Below are 18178 nucleotides of genomic sequence, written 5' to 3' on the forward strand. Positions count from 1 at the left end.
ACCGGGCGGGCCGTACCGGCCCCGTTGGGGTCCCGGAGGTCTCAGTTCTTGAGTTTTCCTGGCTCAAGTCTGCCACGTGAGCCGCTGATGTCAACTTAACTTGAGCCACATCGACTCAACCCGGGGTGCCGGGTGATGTGAGACGCCGCGCACTCTCTCCCGGCGGGGCAGGACGTCGGATACCGTGGAGTGTTTGAGCCCGTTCCCGCGGGCCACCGCCACACCCCCGGGTCCGCCCCGCACGTCACCGCACGCACCGACACGACACCGCACGCACCCCGACACCTCAGGAGCCACCGTGAGCACCACGCCACCCCATTCGCCGCATCCGTCCAGTGAGGCCGACGGCTCCCGCCGGCCGAAGCCGCGGGAGGTGCTGCGCGAGATCAACTACCCGCACGGCATCCACCCCGCCCTCGTCCCCGGCATCGCCGTCGAGGACCAGAAGCTGCACTACGGCACGGACAAGGTGGTCTTCACCGTCACCGCCGCGCTGATCGTGGGGTTCATCGCCTGGGGCGTGCTCTCCACCGAGTCCCTGACCGCCGCCTCCACCGCGGCCCTGGGCTGGGTCACCGGCAACGCCGGGTGGTTCTTCACGGCCCTGTCCACGGCCGCCGTGCTGTTCATGCTCGTCGTCGGCTTCACCCGGACCGGGCGGATCCCCCTGGGCATGGACGACGAGAAGCCCGAGTACTCCTTCTTCTCATGGCTCGCGATGCTCTTCGCCGCCGGCATGGGCATCGGCCTGATGTTCTACGGCGCCTCCGAGCCGCTGAGCCACTTCGGCGCCGGCGTGCCCGGCTTCGGTGCGGAGCCCGGCTCCGAGGAGATGACCGTCTACGCCCTCGTCCAGACGGCCTTCCACTGGGGTCTCAACCCCTGGGCCATGTACGCCGTGGTCGGCGCGGCCGTCGCGTACGGCGCCTACCGCCGCGGACGCTCCCCGCTCATCAGCCGGATCTTCGTGCCGCTGATCGGCCAGCGGCGCGCCGAGGGCGGCCTGGGCCGGCTCATCGACGTGTTCGCCATCTTCGCGACCCTCTTCGGCACCGCGGCCTCGCTCGGGATCGGCGCGCTGCAGATCTCCCGGGGCCTCGAGATCGTCGCCGGGTGGGGACCGGTCGGCAACGGCGGGCTCATCGCGATCATCGCCGTCCTCACCGCCGCCTTCGTGGTCTCCGCGGTCTCCGGCGTGGCCCGCGGCATCCGCTACCTCTCCAACACGAACCTGCTGCTGGCGTTCCTGCTGGCCCTGTTCGTGTTCGTGGCCGGGCCCACCGTCCTGATCCTGGACCTGGTCCCCGCCGTGTTCAGCACCTACCTGCAGGAGTACCTCTGGATGACCGGTCAGACCGGCGGCTGGGGCGAGGACGCGACCGCCTTCGCGGGCGGCTGGACCGTCTTCTACTGGGCCTGGTGGCTGTCCTGGTCCCCGTTCGTCGGCATGTTCATCGCGAAGATCTCCCGCGGCCGCACGCTGCGCCAGTTCGTGACCGTGGTGCTCGTGGTCCCCTCCTCGATGTGCGTGCTCTGGTTCGTGGTCATCGGCGGCACGTCCATGTACCTCCAGCGCACCGGGACCGACCTGGCCGCCGCGGGCGGCCAGGAGGCCGCGCTGTTCGGCATGCTCGACGCCCTGCCCTTCGGCGCGATCACCTCGGTGCTCGCCATGGTCGTCATCGGCATCTTCTTCGTGACCAGCGCGGACTCCGCGTCCATCGTCATGGGCACGCTGTCCCAGCGGGGCCAGCCGGAGCCGAACCGGCCGATCGTCGTGTTCTGGGGCCTGTGCCTCGGCGGCATCGCCTCGGTCATGATGCTCGTGGGCGGCGACGACGCCCTGACCGGCATGCAGAACCTCGTGACCGTCTCGGCCCTGCCGTTCGCGGTGATCGTCGCCTTCCTGATGGTCTCCTTCTACAAGGACCTGCGCAGCGACCCCGCCACGATCCGCCACGCGTTCGCCCTCACGGCGGTGCGCAAGGCCGTGATCCACGGCATCGAGGAGCACGGCGACGACTTCGCCCTCCAGGTGGAGCACGCCCCGGGCGCCCGTGCCGCCGGCGAGACCTTCGACTCGCACCACCCGGACGTCACCGACTGGTACCGGCGGGTCGACGAGAACGGCGAGGAGATCGACCTCGCCGCGGAGGCCGGTTCGCACGCCGACCAGCAGAATGAGCAGGGGCAGGAGCGCCCGGACGCCCGTCAGGAACGACTGGACCCGGATGAGCAGCGACCGCTCGACCCGACCGTCCGCCGGCCCTGACCGGACCCGCGCCGTGCGGCCGTCGCCCCTCGGGGCGGCGGCCGCACTTCTCGTGCCGGGACCGGACGGCTTAGACTGCCCGCTATGTATTCGATCGTGGCCGTGTGCACCGGCAACATCTGCCGCTCGCCCATGGCGGAGTTCGCCCTGCGCCGCGCCTTCGAGGCCGCAGGACTGGCCGAGCGCGTGCGGATCGACTCGGCCGGCGTCAGCGACGAGGAGCTCGGCAACCCCGTGGACCCCCGCGCCGGCGACCTCCTGCGCCGCGAGGGGCTCGACGCCTCCGCGCACGCGGCGCAGGTCTTCGACCCCGTCCGCTTCGGCGACCGGGACCTCGTGCTCGCCCTGGACGTGGTGCACTGGCAGCGCCTGCGGGCGCTCGCACCGGACCGCTCCGCCGCCGCCAAGGTGCGGCTGCTGCGGGAGTTCGACCCCGCCGTCGAGGACCTCGAGCACGGCGACCTGGGGATCTACGACCCCTGGTACGGGGGCCCCGAGGACTTCGAATCCACCTGGGGCATGATCGACGCCGCCGTGCCGGGCGTCGTCCGCGCCGTCGCCCGGGAGCTCGGCGCCGACCGGGGAGCCGCGCCGGGCCCCGCGCAGGACGCCGGACGCGCGTGATCGACATCGAGCTCGAGCTGGATCCGGCGCTCGCCGCGGCCCACCCCGCCGGCACCAACCTGGCGCGGCTGCTCCCCTCCCCCACCCGCCGCCCGTACCTCATCGGCATCGACGGGCGCTCGGGGGCCGGCAAGACCAGCCTCGCCGAGCAGCTCGCCACGGTGCTGCGCCCGGTGCGGGACGTGACGCTCTTCCACCTCGAGGACCTCTACCCGGGCTGGGACGGGCTCGGCCCCGGCCGCCGCACCTACGTGGACGAGGTCCTCACGCCCCTCGACGAGGGCCGGGACGCCGAGTGGAGCGCATGGGACTGGGTCACCGGCTCCCCGGGGACCCCGCGGCTGACCCGCGTGGCGGAGGTCGTGATCCTGGAGGGCGTCGGCGCGTGCAGCGCCGAGGCCCGGGAGCTGCTGGACGTCTCCGTGTGGGTCGAGCTGCCCACCGCCCTGCGCTACGACCGCGCGCTGAGCCGTGACGGCTCCTACTACGCCGAGCACTGGGACCGCTGGGCCGCCCAGGAGGACGCCTACCTGGCGGAGGACCACGTCTGGGAACAGGTAAACATCCTGCACCCCGGCCCGGTCTGCTGAGCCCCGCGACCGCACCGACAGGAGGATCCGTGACCAGCACCGTCGTCGTCCTCGACGCCGCCCACCCGGAGGGCGTCCTCGCCGATCCGTCCGTCCCGCTCGTGCGGATCGACGACCAGGGGCTCACCCGCGGGGACGGTGTCTTCGAGACCATGCGCGCCGTCGACGGGCTCGTGCAGAAGTTCGAGGCCCACCACCAGCGGCTGTCGGCCTCCGCGCGGCTGGCGCAGCTGCCCGTGCCGTCGGCGCGGGACGTGCGCGGAGCGGTGGAGCTGGCGCTCGCCCACGCCGCCCCCGGCGGGGACGGCGGCCTGGGGGCCGAGCACGCCGTCAAGGTGGTGATCAGCCGCGGCACCCCGGCGGACGGCCCGTGGTCCTGGATCGTGGTGACTCCCGTGCCGGAGACGACGTTCCGGCAGCGCCGGGACGGCGTGACCGCCGTTCTGCTGCCGCGCGGCCACGACCCCGCCCAGGACGCCGGGTACCCGTGGCTGCTCCCCGGGGCCAAGACGCTCTCCTACGCGATCAACATGGCCGCCCTGCGCCACGCCCGCTCCCTCGGCGCGGACGAGGCGGTCTTCACCACGGAGGGGCGCAGGATCCTGGAGGGCGCGACGTCCTCCGTGGTCTGCGCCCGGGTGCGCGCCGGCCGCCGCACCCTGCTGACGCCGGAGCCCTCGCACGGGATCCTGCCCGGCACCACGCAGGCCAAGATCTTCGCCGCCGCCCGCCGGGACGGCTGGGAGCTCGGCTACGGGCCCCTGTACCCGGCGGACCTCATGGAGGCCGACGCCGTGTGGCTGGTCTCCAGCGTCCGGCTCGCGGTGCCGGTGCGCCGGCTCGACCACCAGCCGCTGCCGGTGGACCCGGACCTGACGAGGCTCGTCACGAGCTGGGTCTCGCAGGCCTGATCCTTCGCTCAGGCCCAGATGAACCGGTGCGTCCCGAGCAGGACGGACACCGCCGGGCCCGCCGCGGCGGCCGCCGCGCAGCCCGCGAGAACCGCGGCGTCCCGCCAGGAGTACCCCGGGACGCGGGCCCACGTGCGCGGACCCGCACCGAACCCGCGGGCCTCCATGGTGACCGACAGCCGGGTGGCCCGTCGCAGGGACTGCACCAGCAGAGTGAAGGCCTGGCCGCCGAACTCCCGCAGCGCGCCCACCGGACCGTGCCCGGACCCCGCCCCGCGCGCCCGCCGCGCCATCGCCAGGGTGGCCCACTCGCAGACCATCACCCCCACCAGCCGCAGCGCGGCCAGGGACGCGAGCACGAAGCGGGCCGGCAGGCGCAGCGTCTGGGCGAGGCCGTCGGCGAGGTCCGTGGGATCCGTGGTGAGCACCAGCATCAGCCCGGGCAGCGCCAGCGCCAGCCCGCGCAGGGCGATCGCCGCCCCCGCGGCCACCGAGCCGGACGAGATCCCGGTGACCCCCAGGTCGAGCAGCACCGGCCCGGAGTCCTCGGCGAGCAGGGCCGTGCCCCACCCGCTCACGAGCGCCGCCACGACCACCGGCCACGCCCGGCGCAGCAGCGCGAGCGGACGCTGACCGGCCAGCGCCAGCAGCAGCACCTCGCCCAGCAGCACGGTCCCCGACGTCACGGGGTCCGCACTGAGCAGCAGCACCACGGTCAGCAGCAGCGCCCCGGCCAGCTTGACCACCGCGTTCGTCCGCCCCAGCAGGGAGGCCCGGGCCGACGGCGCGAGCGCGGTGGCGCTCACCGGACGGGCTCCCGCCGGGCGGGGACGACCCGCACCGCGCCGGCGCCCGGCGCCGCCGGGGCGCTGGCGGCCGCGGACGCGGACCGCACGACGGGAGCAGCCGCGGTCTTCCCCGCCGCAGGCGCGGACCGCACGGCAGGAACGGCCGCCGCCCCTTCCGCCGCCGGTGCCGTGCGAGCGGCGTGGCCCCGCTCGCACGGGGTGTCCAGCGCCAGCACCTCGGCGCCGAGCGCCCGCACGAAGTCCTCGTCGTGGGTCACGGCGAGGACCGACGTGCCGGCGTCGACGAGCTCCACGAGCAGGTCCACGAGCTCCGCCCACGTCAGGGCGTCCTGACCGAACGTCGGCTCGTCGAGCACCAGCACGTCCGGGTCCGTGGCGAGCACCGTGGCCACGGACAGCCGCCGCTTCTCGCCGCCGGAGAGGGTGAACGGGTTGGCGTCGGCCAGGTGCGAGAGCCGCAGCCGGCGGAGCAGTTCGTCCGTGCGGCGCTGCCGCTCGGCCACCGGCGTGCCGGCCAGCCGGGGGCCGAGCTCGAGCTCGGCCCGCACGGTGGCGCGCAGGAACTGGTGCTCGGGCTCCTGGAAGACCGTCCCCACGCGGGCCACGAGCTCCCGGCCGCTCCACTCGAGCGGGTCGGGGCCCGCGGCGCGGTCGAGGAGCGGGTGGGCCCGCACGGTGCCGCGCACGGGGGCGAGCAGGCCCGCCAGCGTCAGCGCGAGCGTGGACTTGCCGGCGCCGTTGGGCCCGGTCAGCGCGAGCGCGCGGCCGCGGCGCAGGGTCAGCTCCACGTCGGCCACCGCCGTGGGGAGGGCGCGGCCCGCGGCGGCGTCGTCCACCGGGCGGCCGCGCCGCGGCGCCCGCCGCCGGGCGCGCAGCTGCCGCGCCGAGGGCTGGCTGCGCGAGACGCCCAGACCGGTGGCGCTCAGCAGCGGTGCGCCGTCCGCCCCGGAGCCGGCGCCCGGGGTTCCGGCGGGACCCCCGGCGGAATGTGCACCGGAGCCTGCGCCGGGACCCGCGGCGGGGCGAGCGGGCGCACGCGTGGCAGGCACCCGGCCGGGCACCCACACCCCCGCGCCGCTGAGCTCGTCGGCCGCGGCGCCGAGCACCCGGCCCGGCGCGCCGTCGTGGGTGATGCTCCCGTCCCGGCCGAGCACGACGACGCGGTCCACGACCTCGGCCCACACGGCGACACGGTGCTCCACGACCACGAGCGTGGCGCCGCTGCGGTCGAGGCAGGACACCACGGCGTCGCGGACCTGACGCACGCCGGCGGGGTCCAGGTTGGCGGTCGGCTCGTCGAGCAGCAGCAGCCCGGGGCTCATGGCCACGGCGCCCGCGAGCGCCAGGCGCTGCTTCTGCCCGCCGGACAGGGCCGCGGTGGAGTGGTCGAGGGGGAGGTCCAGCCCCACGTCCTCGAGCGCCGCGCGCACCCGCGGCCAGATCTGCTCCCGGGGCACCGCGAGGTTCTCGAGGCCGAAGGCGGTGTCGTCCCCGATCCGGGACAGCACCACCTGGGACTCGGGGTCCTGCTGCACGAGCCCGGCCCGGCCGCGTGCCTGCTCCGGCGGCATGCCGTCGAGCAGCAGCTCGCCGGAGGCGGACTGCCCGTCGTCGTCGTGGAGGACTCCTGCCAGGGCGTGCAGGAGGGTGGACTTGCCCGCCCCGCTGGGTCCCAGCAGGAGCACGCGCTCCCCCGGCTCCACCACGAGGTCGAGGCCGTGCAGCGCCGCCGCGTCCCGCCCGGGGTGGTGCCAGCCGAAGCCGCGGGCCTCGACCCGCGCCCCGCGGGTGGCGGGCACCACGGGGCCCGGGGTCGTGGGAGCCGTCATCGCCGCACGGCCCGCCCCGACGCGAGACCCTGCAGCACGCCGGTGGCCGCGAGGGCCCGCACCACGGCCTGCATGAGCAGGCCCGCGAGCACCACCCCGGAGACGGCCGCCAGGACCACGTAGACCACCTGGTGGCTCAGCGCCCACTCGTAGTTGTAGACGATGTTCTCGTGGACGCCGAGGAAGATCCCGCTCACGGCGCCCGCCACGGCCGCCGCGAGGGCGTCGAACCGGCGGTACCGGAAGGCGGCGAAGGCCAGTTCCGCGCCGATGCCCTGGACGAGCCCGGAGAGCACGACCAGCAGGCCGAAGTGGGTGCCCAGGAAGCTCTCGATCACGGCGGCGAGCAGCTCGCAGAACAGCGCGGCGCCGGGCTTGCGGATGATCAGCCCGCCGAGCACGCCGGCCACGAGCCAGCCGCCGGCGATCAGCCCCACGGCGGGCGGGTAGGCGACCGCGGCCGTGCCGACCAAGGGGTAGAGCAGGTTCGACCACGCCCAGAAGACGACGGCGCACACGGCGGCGAGGACGGCGGCCACGACGATGTCGACGACGCGCCAGGACGACGCGCGGGACGTGCCGGGTCGGCGGGCGGGGCGGTGGGTGGTGGTGGTGTTCACGGTGGGTTCCTCCTGGGCTCAGCGAGCCGTCGGTGCCAGGAGGGGACGGGGTTCCGCGGGCCGCGCCGGTGGCGCGTTCCCGGGGAAGCACCCCTGAGATGCTCGACTCCCTTCGCCGGTGCTAGCCGGAGCAGGTTCGAGGGTCTGCGGCGATCCGCACTCTCAGCGCCGCGCCGGTCTCACCGGCGGGGCGCTCCCCTGTCGTTCAGTGGCACCGAGTCTACCCCTCCCTCGCCCGCTCCGTGCACGGCCGGCGCACGGCCGGTGAACGACGCAGGGGCCCGTCCGGCCGGACACCGGTGCGGTGTCCGGCCGGGCGGGCCCCTGCGCGAGGTGCTCGCCGGGCCTCAGACCTCGGCCTGGCTCGAGGCCTTGGGGTTGGTCTGCGGCCTGTTCTCCATCTTCGCGATCTGGCGGGAGATGCCGACCTTGATGACGGTGCCCACGAGACCGGTCACGAGCGACCAGACGATGATGCCCGTCCAGGCCTCGTCCGGGTCCGGGTTCTTGGCGGGGGGCGGGTCGCCGGTGATGCGCGTCCACGCCGCGCCGAGCACCTTGTGCGAGAGCGCCACGCCGCCGAGCGAGAGGCCCGTGCCCACGAGTTCGAGGACCTTGGTGTTCATGGAGTGCTGCTCCTTGTCGTCCGAGGGGGACGCGGGTGCGCCCTGTCGATCCTGCCCAGCCTAACGCGTCCCCGGCGATCCGTCAGTCTGCTGTCCGTCCGCCCGCCGGCCGTCCGGGCTCGGCACCGGCGGTCCCGCGGCGACGCCCTCCGCGGAGCCCTCCGCCCCGCCCTCCGCGGCGCGGTTGAGGACCTTCTGCAGGTCGTCCTGGGTCAGCGTGGTCCGGTTCAGGTGCTTGGTGCGGTACGTCGAGCGTCCCACCATGTGCGCCGAGACGGGCACGGTGAGCAGCTGGAAGATCCAGCCGAGGGCGATGAGCGGGATCATGACGGGTTCGCGGTTCTCGAGGGCGACGGCCGTGAGCATGAGGAGCAGCCCGAAGACCTGGGGCTTGGTGCCGGCGTGCATGCGCGTCAGCAGGTCCGGGAAGCGGACCAGGCCGATGGCGGCGGCGAGGGACATGAGCGCGCCGACCACGAGGCACACGGCCGCGGCGGCGTCCAGGACGGTGTCCAGCACGGCGCTCACCGCCCGTGCTCGGCGGTCTGGGTGGCGAAGCGCGCCACCGTCACGGAGCCGATGAACCCGACCAGCGAGACGATCACCATGAGGATCAGGTTGTTGAGGTGGCCGTGGTAGGCCATGTCCACGGCGAGGGAGGCCGCGACGATGGCCAGCAGCACGTCCGTGGCCACCACGCGGTCCAGCAGGGAGGGCCCCTTGGCGAGGCGGTAGAGGGTGCCCGCGGCGGCCGCGCTGAGCAGCACGGCCGCGACGGCCACGGCGATCTGCATCACGGGCGGTCCTCCTGGGGGGCGTCGGTGGGGGTGGGTCCCGGGGCGTCCGCCGGGGACCCGGTGGGCACCTCGTCCCGGCGGCGACCCACGATCTGCTGGCTCGCCGTGACCGGGGAGCTGAGCGCGGCGCTGTCCCGCCGGTCCGTGCCGGAGGCCCGTCCGCCGCGCCGCTCGGCCCGCAGGGCGGCGAGCTCCTCCGGGCTGCCCATGATCCGGATCCAGGCGGCCTCCACCTGCAGGGCGGACCGGCGGAAGTCCTCGGCCTCCTGGGCGCTGCGGACGTTGAGCGCGTGGAAGTACAGCGTGCCGGAGGCCCGGTCCACCTCCACCACGAGCGAGCCCGGGATCAGGGTCATGGTGTGGCCGGTGGCCGTCAGGAGCAGGTCGGAGCGCGTGCGCAGCTGGACGCCGACCACCGCGTTGCGCGCGCGCGGCCCCACGAGGATCGCGATGAGCATCACCTCGAAGCTCGCCTTGGCGACCTGCCACACGAACGTCACGGCGAAGAGGGCGAACTGGAACGGGTTGAACCGGCCGGACAGCTGCACCGGCGGCAGGTAGAGCACCCACGTGACGAGCAGGGCCAGGACCAGCCCGACGAGCAGGTTGCCGGGGCCGAAGTCGCCCCAGAGGGCGCCCCACACCACCACGAGCCACACCAGCAGCGGCAGCTCGACGAGCAGGGAGTTCTTAGGACGGGTCACGGCGCCTCCTCCACGACGGGCCGCGGCGCGGACGCGGGGTCCAGCACGGCCTCGACGTAGCGCTCGGGGTGGACGAGGTTCTCCGCGGCGTTGTCCGCGAGCTGGAACAGCGGCCCGGCGAACACGGTCAGGGCCACCCCCACGGCGACGAGGGCCGAGGCGCCGCCGAGCATCGAGGGGGACATCAGGCGCACGTCGCCCTTGCCCGCGAACCGGCCCGCCTGGTCGTCGACGGCGCCCGAGGTCAGCAGGAACCGGGAGCCGGCCGGCACCGGGGCCAGCAGGATGGGGTCCGGGTACTCCGCGTCCTCCGGGGCGCGCAGGAACACGCGGTTCCACACCCGGATCATGGCGAGCAGGGTCAGGAGGGACACCGCCACGGAGCCCGCGACGAGGGTGTAGGCCAGCCCGTCGCCCTGCTCGACGCCGGCCTGCAGCAGGCCGGTCTTGCCCAGGAAGCCGGAGAACGGCGGGATGCCCCCGAGATTGAGCGCGGGCACGAGGTAGAGCAGCGCGAGCAGCGGCGAGATCTTGGCCATCCCCGCCAGCCGGTCCACGTTGGTGGACCCGCCGCGGCGCTCGATCAGCCCGGCCACGAGGAACAGGCTCGTCTGGATCACGATGTGGTGGGCCACGTAGTAGACCGTGGCGGAGAGCGCCTCCTGGGTGCCCACGGCCACCCCGAAGATCATGTACCCGATGTGGCTGATCAGGGTGAAGGACAGCATGCGCTTGATGTCGATCTGCGCGAGCGCGCCCAGGATGCCGACCACCATGGTGAGCAGCGCGACCCACATCAGGAGGTCGTCGAGCCGCTCCCCGGGGAAGAGCACGGTCTCGGTGCGGATGATCGAGTACACGCCCACCTTGGTCAGCAGGCCGGCGAACACGGCGGTCACGGGCGCGGAGGCGGTCGGATAGGAGTCCGGGAGCCAGAAGGACAGCGGGAAGACCGCGGCCTTGATGCCGAACGCGATGAGCAGCATCAGGTGCAGCTGCATCTGCGTCCCCACCGGCAGGCCCTCGAGCTTGACCGAGAGATCGGCCATGTTGATGGTGCCCGTGGCCGCGTAGATCATCGCGATGGTGATCAGGAACAGCACGGAGGAGATCACCGAGACCACCACGTAGGTCACGCCGGTGCGGATCCGCTGCACGGTCCCGCCCATCGTCATGAGCACGTAGGACGCGGTCAGCAGGATCTCGAAGCCCACGTAGAGGTTGAACAGGTCCCCGGCGAGGAAGGCGTTCGAGACCCCCGCCACGAGGATCAGGAAGGAGGGGTGGAAGATCGAGATCGGCCCCTCCTCGTCGCCGTCGGCCACGCCCTGCCCGCTCGCGTAGACGAGCACGGCGAGGGAGACGACCGTGGAGACCACGAGCATCAGGGACGAGAGCTGGTCCACGACCATGACGATGCCCCAGGGCGCCTCCCAGCCGCCGAGGTGGACGGCCTGCGGGCCGAGGTTCCACGTGGTCCCGAGGATGAGCGCCTCGACCGCGAGGGTGAGCACGAGCGAGCCGATGGCCACGGTCCGCTGGAGGGCGTTGCGCCGCAGGAGCAGGAGGCTCAGGGCCGCGCCGAGGAACGGGATGATGACGGCCAGGGGGGCCAGCTGGGCGAAGTTGACGGTCACCGCTTCCCTCCCCACTCGTCGACGCCGCGCACACCCGGGGTCTCCAGGGACTCACCGGGGTCCTGGGGCCGCGGGGCGTCGTCGAACTCCGTGGTGTCGGCGGGGACGTCGGCGTCGTCCTCCATGTCGTAGGAGGACTGCCGCGCCACGCGCCGGTCCTCGACGTCGTCCTGGATCTCGTCCCGGCGCCCGAGGACCCAGGACCGGTAGATCATGCCCAGGAGGAACGCGGTGACCGCGAGGGAGATCACGATGGCGGTGAGGATGAGGGCCTGGGGCAGGGGGTCGCTGTAGTCCTCCGCGGCGATCGACCCCTCGTACAGGGGCGCGAAGCCGGCGGCCCCGCCGGCGTGCAGGATCAGCAGGTTCGTGCCGTTGGTCAGCAGCATCAGCCCGAGCAGCACGCGGGTGAGCGAGCGCTCGAGCAGCAGGTACACGCCCACGGCGTAGAGCACGCCCATCACGACCAGCAGGGTCAGGTTCACGGTCATCGGTGCTCGTTCCCTCCGTCGGTGCGGATCCGGGCGATCGCGGTCGGCGACGTCGCGGACGAGACCGCGGTCGCTCCGGCGGCCACCTTCCGCTGCCGCGTGACGCGGATGCGCGTGCCGCGCCCCGGGGTGCGCCGCCGCCGGCGGACGGCGTCCTCCTCGATCCGCTGGTCGATCCGGCCGCCGAGCGAGCGCAGGATGTCCAGGATGAGCCCCACCACGATGAGGTAGACCGCGATGTCGAAGATCAGGGCGGTCACGAACTTCTCCGCCCCGAACAGCGGCAGCTCGGCCTCGAAGGTGTAGCTCTGCATCACCGACCCGCCGAAGAACACCGGGGTGACGGCGTAGAGCGCGGCGAGCGCCAGGCCCGTCCCGAGCATCGTGCCCGCGTTGATCGGCGTGGCCAGCTCCAGCTCGTAGCGCCCGCCCGCGAGGTAGCGCACGGTGAGGGCGAGGCCGGCCATGAGGCCGCCCGCGAACCCTCCGCCGGGGTCGTTGTGCCCGGCGATCAGCAGGTAGAGCGAGACCATCATGAACGTGTGGAACAGCAGCCGGGTGACCACCTCGAAGACGATCGAGCGCCGCTCGGGGGCCATCGTCCTCCCGGCGAGCAGGTAGGGGTCCTCGAGGTCGTCGTCGCGGCGCGCGAGGCCCACGTCCAGGGGCTCGCCGCCGGGCGAGACGGCCGCGGCGTTGCGCCGCCGGATCACCCGCAGCTGGTCGGTGGTGGGATCGTCCCCGGAGCGGACGATGCGGTCCCCGCGCCCCGTGACGAAGATCAGGGAGGCCACGCCGGTGGCGGCGAGCACGAGCACCGAGATCTCCCCGAACGTGTCCCACGCACGGATGTCCACGAGGATCACGTTGACGACGTTCTGTCCGTCACCGAGCTCGTAGGCCATCCGGGGCAGCTCCAGGGAGATCGGGTCGGCCGTGCGGGAGGAGATGCTGAACGCCGCGAGCGCCATCATGAACAGCCCGAAGGTCACCGCGATGGTGCCGCGCAGCAGCCGGCGCCCGGCCGGGTTGCGGTGCCACAGGGGCGCGGGCAGCGAGCGCAGCGCGAGCACGAACGCCACGAGCAGCACGGTCTCGACGAGCGTCTGCGTCAGGGCGAGGTCCGGCGCGCCCTGCAGGGCGAAGATGAGGGCCAGCCCGTAGCCGGTGACCGACACGAGCAGCACCGCGAGGAAGCGCTTGCGGGCCAGGGGCACCAGCAGGGCCGCGACGACCATGGCGGCGCCGGCGATCAGCTGGCCCGGGCCGTCGGAGACCCGCAGTGCCCCCAGTGGCGGGGTCTCCTCGGCGATCAGCGCCACGAGCGGCACGACGATGGCCGTGATCAGGATGACGGAGAGGTAGAACATCAGCGAACCGCGCTGGGTGCGGCCGGTGATCCACACGGCGGCGAGGTCCAGCACGTTGACGACCCGCCGGTAGACGAGCTCCCCCGGGGGCAGGGACGGCAGGGCCCGCTGGAGGTCCGCGACCTGGCGCCGGAGCAGGTGGAGCACGATCCCGCCCGCGACGATGAGGGCGGAGAACCCGAGGGCCGGGGTGAACCCGTGCCAGAGGGCCAGGTAGAAGTCGTGCTCCACGACCGGGAACTGCTCGACGTAGGGCTGCAGCATCGCGTCGACCGGCTGGGGCCACAGGCCGAACACCACGGTGAGCACGGAGAGCACGAGCGGCGCGGCGAGGAACGCGGGCTCGACCCGCTGCATGTCGCTGACCACGGCCCTGCCGCCGACCCCGGCGTCGAGCTCGGAGAACTCGGCGGACTTGTGGGCGAACCCGCCCCACACGAACCGGGCACTGTAGGCGAAGGTCAGCACGGAGCCGACCACGAGCCCTGCGAGCACCACGATCCCCGCCGCGCCCTGGACGTCGTGGGCGAACGCGGTCAGCACGGACTCCTTGGCCACGAAGCCGGCCAGCGGGGGCAGCCCGGCCATGGACGCCGCGGCCACGAGCGAGACGGCGAACAGGACGGGCACGCGCCCGGCGAGCCCCGACAGGCGGCGGATGTCCCGGGTGCCCGCCCGGTGGTCGATGATCCCGACCACGAGGAACAGCGTCGCCTTGAACAGTCCGTGCGCGAGGAGCATGGCCATGCCCGCCTGCGCCGTGTCCGCGGAGCCGCGGCCCACGATGACCATGAGGAAGCCGAGCTGGCTGACGGTGCCGTAGGCGAGGATCAGCTTCAGGTCGTACTGCTTCAGGGCCGCCCAGCCGCCGAAGAGCATGGTGCCCAGCCCCAGCACCGCGATGGTCGGCTGCCACAGCGCCGTCTCGGCGAAGCCCGGGGCGAAGCGGGCCACCAGGTAGATGCCGGCCTTGACCATCGCGGCGGCGTGCAGGTACGCGGACACCGGGGTGGGCGCGGCCATCGCGGAGGGCAGCCAGAAGTGCAGCGGGATCAGCGCGGACTTCGTCACGGCGCCGACGAGGAGCAGGAGGACCGCCACGTCCACCACGGTCCCGCGCTGCGCCAGCTCGGGGGCCGCCGCGAGCACCTCGGAGATCCGGTAGGTGCCCGCGGCCTGGCCCAGCATCACGATGCCGACCAGCATGGCCAGGCCGCCGGCGGTGGTGAGCACGAGGGCCTGCAGCGCCGCGCGCCGGGCGGACAGGCGGGTCCGGCTGTAGCTGATGAGCAGGAACGACAGGACGGTGGTGATCTCCCAGAAGACGAACAGCACCAGCATGTCGTCGGCGGTCACCAGGCCGAACATGGCGCCCGCGAAGGCGAGCAGCTGCGCGCCGAAGCCGCCGATGCCGCTCGCGCCGGACTTGAAGTAGCGGGCGCAGTAGAACAGCACCAGGGAGCCCACGCCGAGCACGAGCAGGGACATCGTCCACGAGAGGGCGTCCATGCGCAGCACCAGGTCCAGGTGCAGGGACGGGATCCACTCGCCGCCCTCGGTCCAGCCGCCCTCCGGGCCGTAGACCCGCGGGCCGGAGCCCAGCAGCCACAGGAAGCCGGCGAACGGGACCGCCGCCAGGAGGTAGAAGGCGCTGCGTCCCATCCGCGCGAACAGCAGGGGCGCGACCGCGGCCACCACTGCGTGGAGCAGGAGCACAGCGGTCATCAGGCGCCTCCGGAGGTCGGGGAAGAGATCGGCGGGCGGGCGTCGAGGGGCCCGGACGCGGGCACGGAGGACCTGTGCGAGCACGGGGTGGCCGGGGCGCACCCGGGTGTTCCACCCTATCAAAGGGGTGTTGCCGCCCCCGCTCGCATGTCCTGACAGCACCTGTACGTTCCCGGGCGATTTCCTGGGCGGAAACCGGATTGCGGGGCGCCCCTCCGGCGAGGCCGCCCTCCGCGACGGGCACCGCGGGCCTAGCATGACTGCCATGGACGCCACGCCCCCCGGCCCTCCCGCCCCCGCCCCCTCCCTCCCCGCGACGGCGTTCGTGCCGCGCCGCTCGCACGTGTGGGCCTGGAGCCTGTGGGACGCCGGATCCGCGGCCTTCAACGCCGTGATGACCACGTTCGTGTTCACCGTCTATCTCACGAGCGACCCCTTCGGCGGGGAGGACCACGCCTCGGAGGTGCTGGGCTACGGGATCGGGGCCGCCGGCGTCGTGGTGGCCCTGCTGGCCCCCGTGGTGGGCCAGCGCAGCGACGGCGCGGGGCGGCGCAAGCTGTGGCTCGGGATCAACACGATGCTCACGGCGCTGCTCACGGCCCTGTGCTTCCTGGTCCTCCCCGACCAGCCGTTCCTCTACCTCGGGGTGGGCCTGCTGGCGCTGGCCAACGTCTTCGACGAGTTCGCGGTGGTCAACTACAACGCGATGCTGCCGGGGATCGCGGGCCGCGAGCACATCGGGCGGGTGAGCGGCCAGGGCTGGGCGATGGGCTACTTCGGCGGGATCGTGGCCCTGACGATCGTGCTGTTCGGGTTCATCACCCCGGGCCTGCTCGGCATCCCCGAGGAGGACGCCCTCAACGTGCGGGCCGTGGCCCTGTTCTCGGGGCTGTGGATCGCGCTGTTCTCGATCCCCGTCCTGCTGGTGGTGCCCGAGATCCGCCCCACCCGCCGGGGACCGCGCCCGTCCGTGGCCCGCTCCTACCGCCAGCTGTGGCAGACCCTGCGGGAGCTGTACCGGGACGCCCCGCAGACGCTGTGGTTCCTGCTCTCCTCCGCCGTGTTCCGGGACGGGCTCAACGCGGTGTTCACCTTCGGCGGCGTCATCGCGGCCGGCACGTTCGGCTTCACCCTGAGCGAGGTCATCGTCTTCGCGATCGTCGGCAACGTGGCGGCCGGGGCGGGCGCCCTCGTGGGCGGCCGGCTCGACGACCGGGTGGGGCCCAAGCGCGTCATCGTGGCGTCGCTCGTCGGCATCCTGCTGGCCGGGACCCCGCTGCTGTTCCTCGAGGGCACGGCGGCGTTCTGGGTCTGCGGGCTGCTGCTGTGCCTGTTCGTGGGCCCCGCGCAGTCCGCCTCCCGCACGTTCCTCGGCCGGCTCACACGGACCGGCGAGGAGGGCGCCCTGTTCGGCCTCTACGCCACCACGGGCCGGGCCGTGAGCTTCCTGGCGCCCACCCTGTTCGCGGTGTTCGTCTCCGTGCTCGGCGCGCAGCGCTGGGGGATCCTCGGGATCCTCCTGGTGGTCGGCGCCGGCCTGCTCCTGCTGCTGCGCGCGCGCGACCCGAAGACCGCGGCGGCCCCCCACCACGGCGCCGCCGGCTCGTGAGCCCACCGGTTCGCGGGCCCGCCGGTTCGTGGGCCCTCCGGTTCACGGGCCGCGGGGCGCCGGCACACCGCCGGGTGCGGCCGGAGCGTGTCGGGTCAGATGCGGGTGCGGGAGAACCCGAGGTGGCTGCGCGAGGCCGTGGGTCCGCGCTGCCCCTGGTACCGGTTGCCGTAGGCGCCGGAGCCGTACGGGTGCTCCGTGGGCGAGGACAGCCGGAAGAAGCACAGCTGGCCCACCTTGGAGCCCGGCCACAGCTTGATCGGCAGCGTGGCCATGTTGGACAGCTCGAGCGTGACGTGCCCCGAGAAGCCCGGGTCGATGAACCCCGCCGTGGAGTGGGTCAGCAGGCCCAGGCGCCCCAGCGAGGACTTCCCCTCGAGACGGGCGGCGATGTCGTCCGGGAGGGTCACCTTCTCGTAGGTGGAGCCGAGCACGAACTCCCCCGGATGCAGCACGAAGGCCTCCTCGGGGTCGACCTCCACGAGCCGGGTGAGCTCCGGCTGCTCCACGGACGGGTCGATGTGCGCGTACTTGTGGTTGTCGAAGAGCCGGAACCAGCGGTCCAGCCGCACGTCGATGCTGGCGGGCTGGATCAGGGCGGGATCGTAGGGCTCGAGGACGACCCGGCCGCCGTCGAGCTCCCGGCGGATGTCGCGGTCAGAGATCAGCACGGTCCCCAAGGTATCGCACGGCCGGGCGCCGGACCGCGCTGCGCCGCCGCCCCGTGCCCACCCCCGTCCCGGCGGGTGGTGTAGAGTGTGTGCTGTCCTCGTCCGGTGCTCGCGCCGGACGGACCACGGATGCGCGGCTGTAGCTCAATGGTAGAGCGCACGCTTCCCAAGCCTGATACGCGGGTTCGATTCCCGTCAGCCGCTCTCGCACCGAACGCCCCGAGCCCACCCGGCCGGGGCGTTCGTCGTCTCCCGGGACCGCGCGGTAGGATGTCCCCGCGCCCCGTTCCCCGCATCCGCACCGGGACGACCGCCCGGGCCCTGCGCCCGTCACCCGCACCCCGCTCACGAGGAGCACATCTCCCGTCATGCTGCGCACCATGTTCAAGGCCAAGATCCACCGTGCCGTCGTGACCCAGGCCGACCTCCACTACGTCGGCTCGGTCACCGTCGACCAGGACCTCCTCGACGCCGCCGACATCCTCCCCGGCGAGCTCGTCTCCATCGTGGACGTCACCAACGGCGCCCGGCTGGAGACCTACACGATCGCCGGCGAGCGCGGCTCCGGCGTCGTCGGGATCAACGGGGCCGCCGCCCACCTCGTGCACCCCGGGGACCTCGTCATCCTCATCAGCTACGCGCAGATGGACGACGCCGAGGCCCGCGCCCACGTGCCGTCCGTGGTCCACGTGGACGCGGACAACAGGATCGTCGACCTCGGGTCGGATCCCGCCGAGGCCCTGCTCGACGGCGTCGCCCGCCCGCCCCACTCCCGCACGCTGAGCGCCGCCCGCGCCGACCTGCCCGCCGCGTGACCCGCCCCGGCCCGACCGCGGACGGGCCGGTGATGGGATAGAACTGTAGGGGCCCGCGGACGCGGACCCGCAGCAGCG

The 18178-nt window shown here is 73.5% G+C and carries 17 protein-coding genes, 1 tRNA gene and 1 riboswitch; of the genes, 7 read left to right on the top strand and 11 right to left on the bottom strand.

Annotated features, from left to right (window positions below; all coding sequences use genetic code 11):
• The first annotated feature begins 298 nt into the window (after positions 1-298).
• The 4 genes from AC6CH6_RS14230 to AC6CH6_RS14245 all read left to right on the top strand — a co-directional run bounded on the left by AC6CH6_RS14230 (position 299) and on the right by AC6CH6_RS14245 (position 4397).
• On the top strand, positions 299-2272 hold the full coding sequence (locus AC6CH6_RS14230; protein ID WP_498255613.1) for a BCCT family transporter: 1974 nt from the start codon (positions 299-301) through the stop codon (positions 2270-2272).
• Between the two features lie 84 nt (positions 2273-2356).
• Positions 2357-2896 carry a low molecular weight protein-tyrosine-phosphatase gene (locus AC6CH6_RS14235; RefSeq protein ID WP_133409159.1) on the top strand — a complete coding sequence of 180 codons (540 nt, stop codon included), beginning with the start codon at positions 2357-2359 and terminating at the stop codon, positions 2894-2896.
• Positions 2893-3486: a uridine kinase family protein gene (locus AC6CH6_RS14240; protein WP_498255614.1), complete on the top strand. Its 594-nt coding sequence runs from the start codon at positions 2893-2895 to the stop codon at positions 3484-3486. The genes AC6CH6_RS14235 and AC6CH6_RS14240 overlap by 4 nt, the downstream gene beginning before the upstream one ends.
• A 29-nt stretch (positions 3487-3515) precedes the next feature.
• Entirely contained in the window at positions 3516-4397 is an 882-nt protein-coding gene (locus AC6CH6_RS14245) for an aminotransferase class IV (RefSeq protein WP_498255615.1), read from the top strand.
• A gap of 8 nt (positions 4398-4405) precedes the next feature.
• On the opposite strand, the gene AC6CH6_RS14250 is transcribed toward AC6CH6_RS14245, so the two are convergent.
• From AC6CH6_RS14250 to AC6CH6_RS14295, 10 genes are all read right to left on the bottom strand, one after another.
• Positions 4406-5203 (bottom strand): energy-coupling factor transporter transmembrane component T family protein, encoded by a 798-nt coding sequence (locus AC6CH6_RS14250; protein WP_498255616.1) that lies wholly within the window; start codon positions 5201-5203, stop codon positions 4406-4408.
• The gene (locus tag AC6CH6_RS14255; protein WP_498255617.1) at positions 5200-7035 is read right to left on the bottom strand and encodes an ABC transporter ATP-binding protein; all 1836 of its coding nucleotides are present in this window, start codon (positions 7033-7035) and stop codon (positions 5200-5202) included. The genes AC6CH6_RS14250 and AC6CH6_RS14255 overlap by 4 nt, the downstream gene beginning before the upstream one ends.
• On the bottom strand, positions 7032-7655 hold the full coding sequence (locus tag AC6CH6_RS14260) for an ECF transporter S component (protein ID WP_498255618.1): 624 nt from the start codon (positions 7653-7655) through the stop codon (positions 7032-7034). The genes AC6CH6_RS14255 and AC6CH6_RS14260 overlap by 4 nt, the downstream gene beginning before the upstream one ends.
• A gap of 90 nt (positions 7656-7745) precedes the next feature.
• A riboswitch (TPP riboswitch) is annotated at positions 7746-7865 on the bottom strand.
• Between the two features lie 137 nt (positions 7866-8002).
• Positions 8003-8281, bottom strand: coding sequence for a DUF4235 domain-containing protein (locus AC6CH6_RS14265; RefSeq protein ID WP_498255619.1), 279 nt, complete (start codon positions 8279-8281; stop codon positions 8003-8005).
• Positions 8282-8341: 60 nt separating this feature from the next.
• A complete protein-coding gene (gene mnhG / locus AC6CH6_RS14270; RefSeq protein ID WP_498255620.1) occupies positions 8342-8809 on the bottom strand; it encodes a monovalent cation/H(+) antiporter subunit G in 468 nt (155 codons plus the stop codon).
• Positions 8806-9078: an MrpF/PhaF family protein gene (locus AC6CH6_RS14275; RefSeq protein ID WP_498255621.1), complete on the bottom strand. Its 273-nt coding sequence runs from the start codon at positions 9076-9078 to the stop codon at positions 8806-8808. Before AC6CH6_RS14275 ends, mnhG begins: the two co-directional genes overlap by 4 nt.
• Positions 9075-9782, bottom strand: a complete 708-nt coding sequence (locus tag AC6CH6_RS14280; protein ID WP_133409152.1) for a Na+/H+ antiporter subunit E — start codon at positions 9780-9782, stop codon at positions 9075-9077. Before AC6CH6_RS14280 ends, AC6CH6_RS14275 begins: the two co-directional genes overlap by 4 nt.
• A complete protein-coding gene (locus tag AC6CH6_RS14285; RefSeq protein ID WP_498255622.1) occupies positions 9779-11419 on the bottom strand; it encodes a Na+/H+ antiporter subunit D in 1641 nt (546 codons plus the stop codon). The genes AC6CH6_RS14280 and AC6CH6_RS14285 overlap by 4 nt, the downstream gene beginning before the upstream one ends.
• Complete coding sequence (locus tag AC6CH6_RS14290; RefSeq protein WP_133409150.1) at positions 11416-11910, bottom strand: Na(+)/H(+) antiporter subunit C; 495 nt, start codon at positions 11908-11910, stop codon at positions 11416-11418. The genes AC6CH6_RS14285 and AC6CH6_RS14290 overlap by 4 nt, the downstream gene beginning before the upstream one ends.
• A complete protein-coding gene (locus AC6CH6_RS14295) occupies positions 11907-15005 on the bottom strand; it encodes a Na+/H+ antiporter subunit A (protein WP_498255623.1) in 3099 nt (1032 codons plus the stop codon). Before AC6CH6_RS14295 ends, AC6CH6_RS14290 begins: the two co-directional genes overlap by 4 nt.
• Positions 15006-15270: 265 nt before the next feature.
• On the opposite strand from AC6CH6_RS14295, the gene AC6CH6_RS14300 reads away from it, so the two are divergent.
• Complete coding sequence (locus AC6CH6_RS14300; RefSeq protein ID WP_498255624.1) at positions 15271-16614, top strand: MFS transporter; 1344 nt, start codon at positions 15271-15273, stop codon at positions 16612-16614.
• A 95-nt stretch (positions 16615-16709) separates the two neighbouring features.
• Here the strand turns inward: AC6CH6_RS14300 and dcd are convergent, their stop codons facing one another.
• Entirely contained in the window at positions 16710-17285 is a 576-nt protein-coding gene (gene dcd, locus AC6CH6_RS14305; protein ID WP_017832625.1) for a dCTP deaminase, read from the bottom strand.
• 133 nt (positions 17286-17418) lie between these two features.
• Between dcd and AC6CH6_RS14310 the strand changes: the two genes are divergently transcribed.
• Positions 17419-17489 (top strand) — tRNA-Gly (locus AC6CH6_RS14310).
• 164 nt (positions 17490-17653) lie between these two features.
• Positions 17654-18100 (top strand): aspartate 1-decarboxylase, encoded by a 447-nt coding sequence (panD, locus tag AC6CH6_RS14315; RefSeq protein WP_017832626.1) that lies wholly within the window; start codon positions 17654-17656, stop codon positions 18098-18100.
• Positions 18101-18178: the final 78 nt, after the last annotated feature.

Source organism: Kocuria sp. GQ42 (assembly GCF_059758435.1).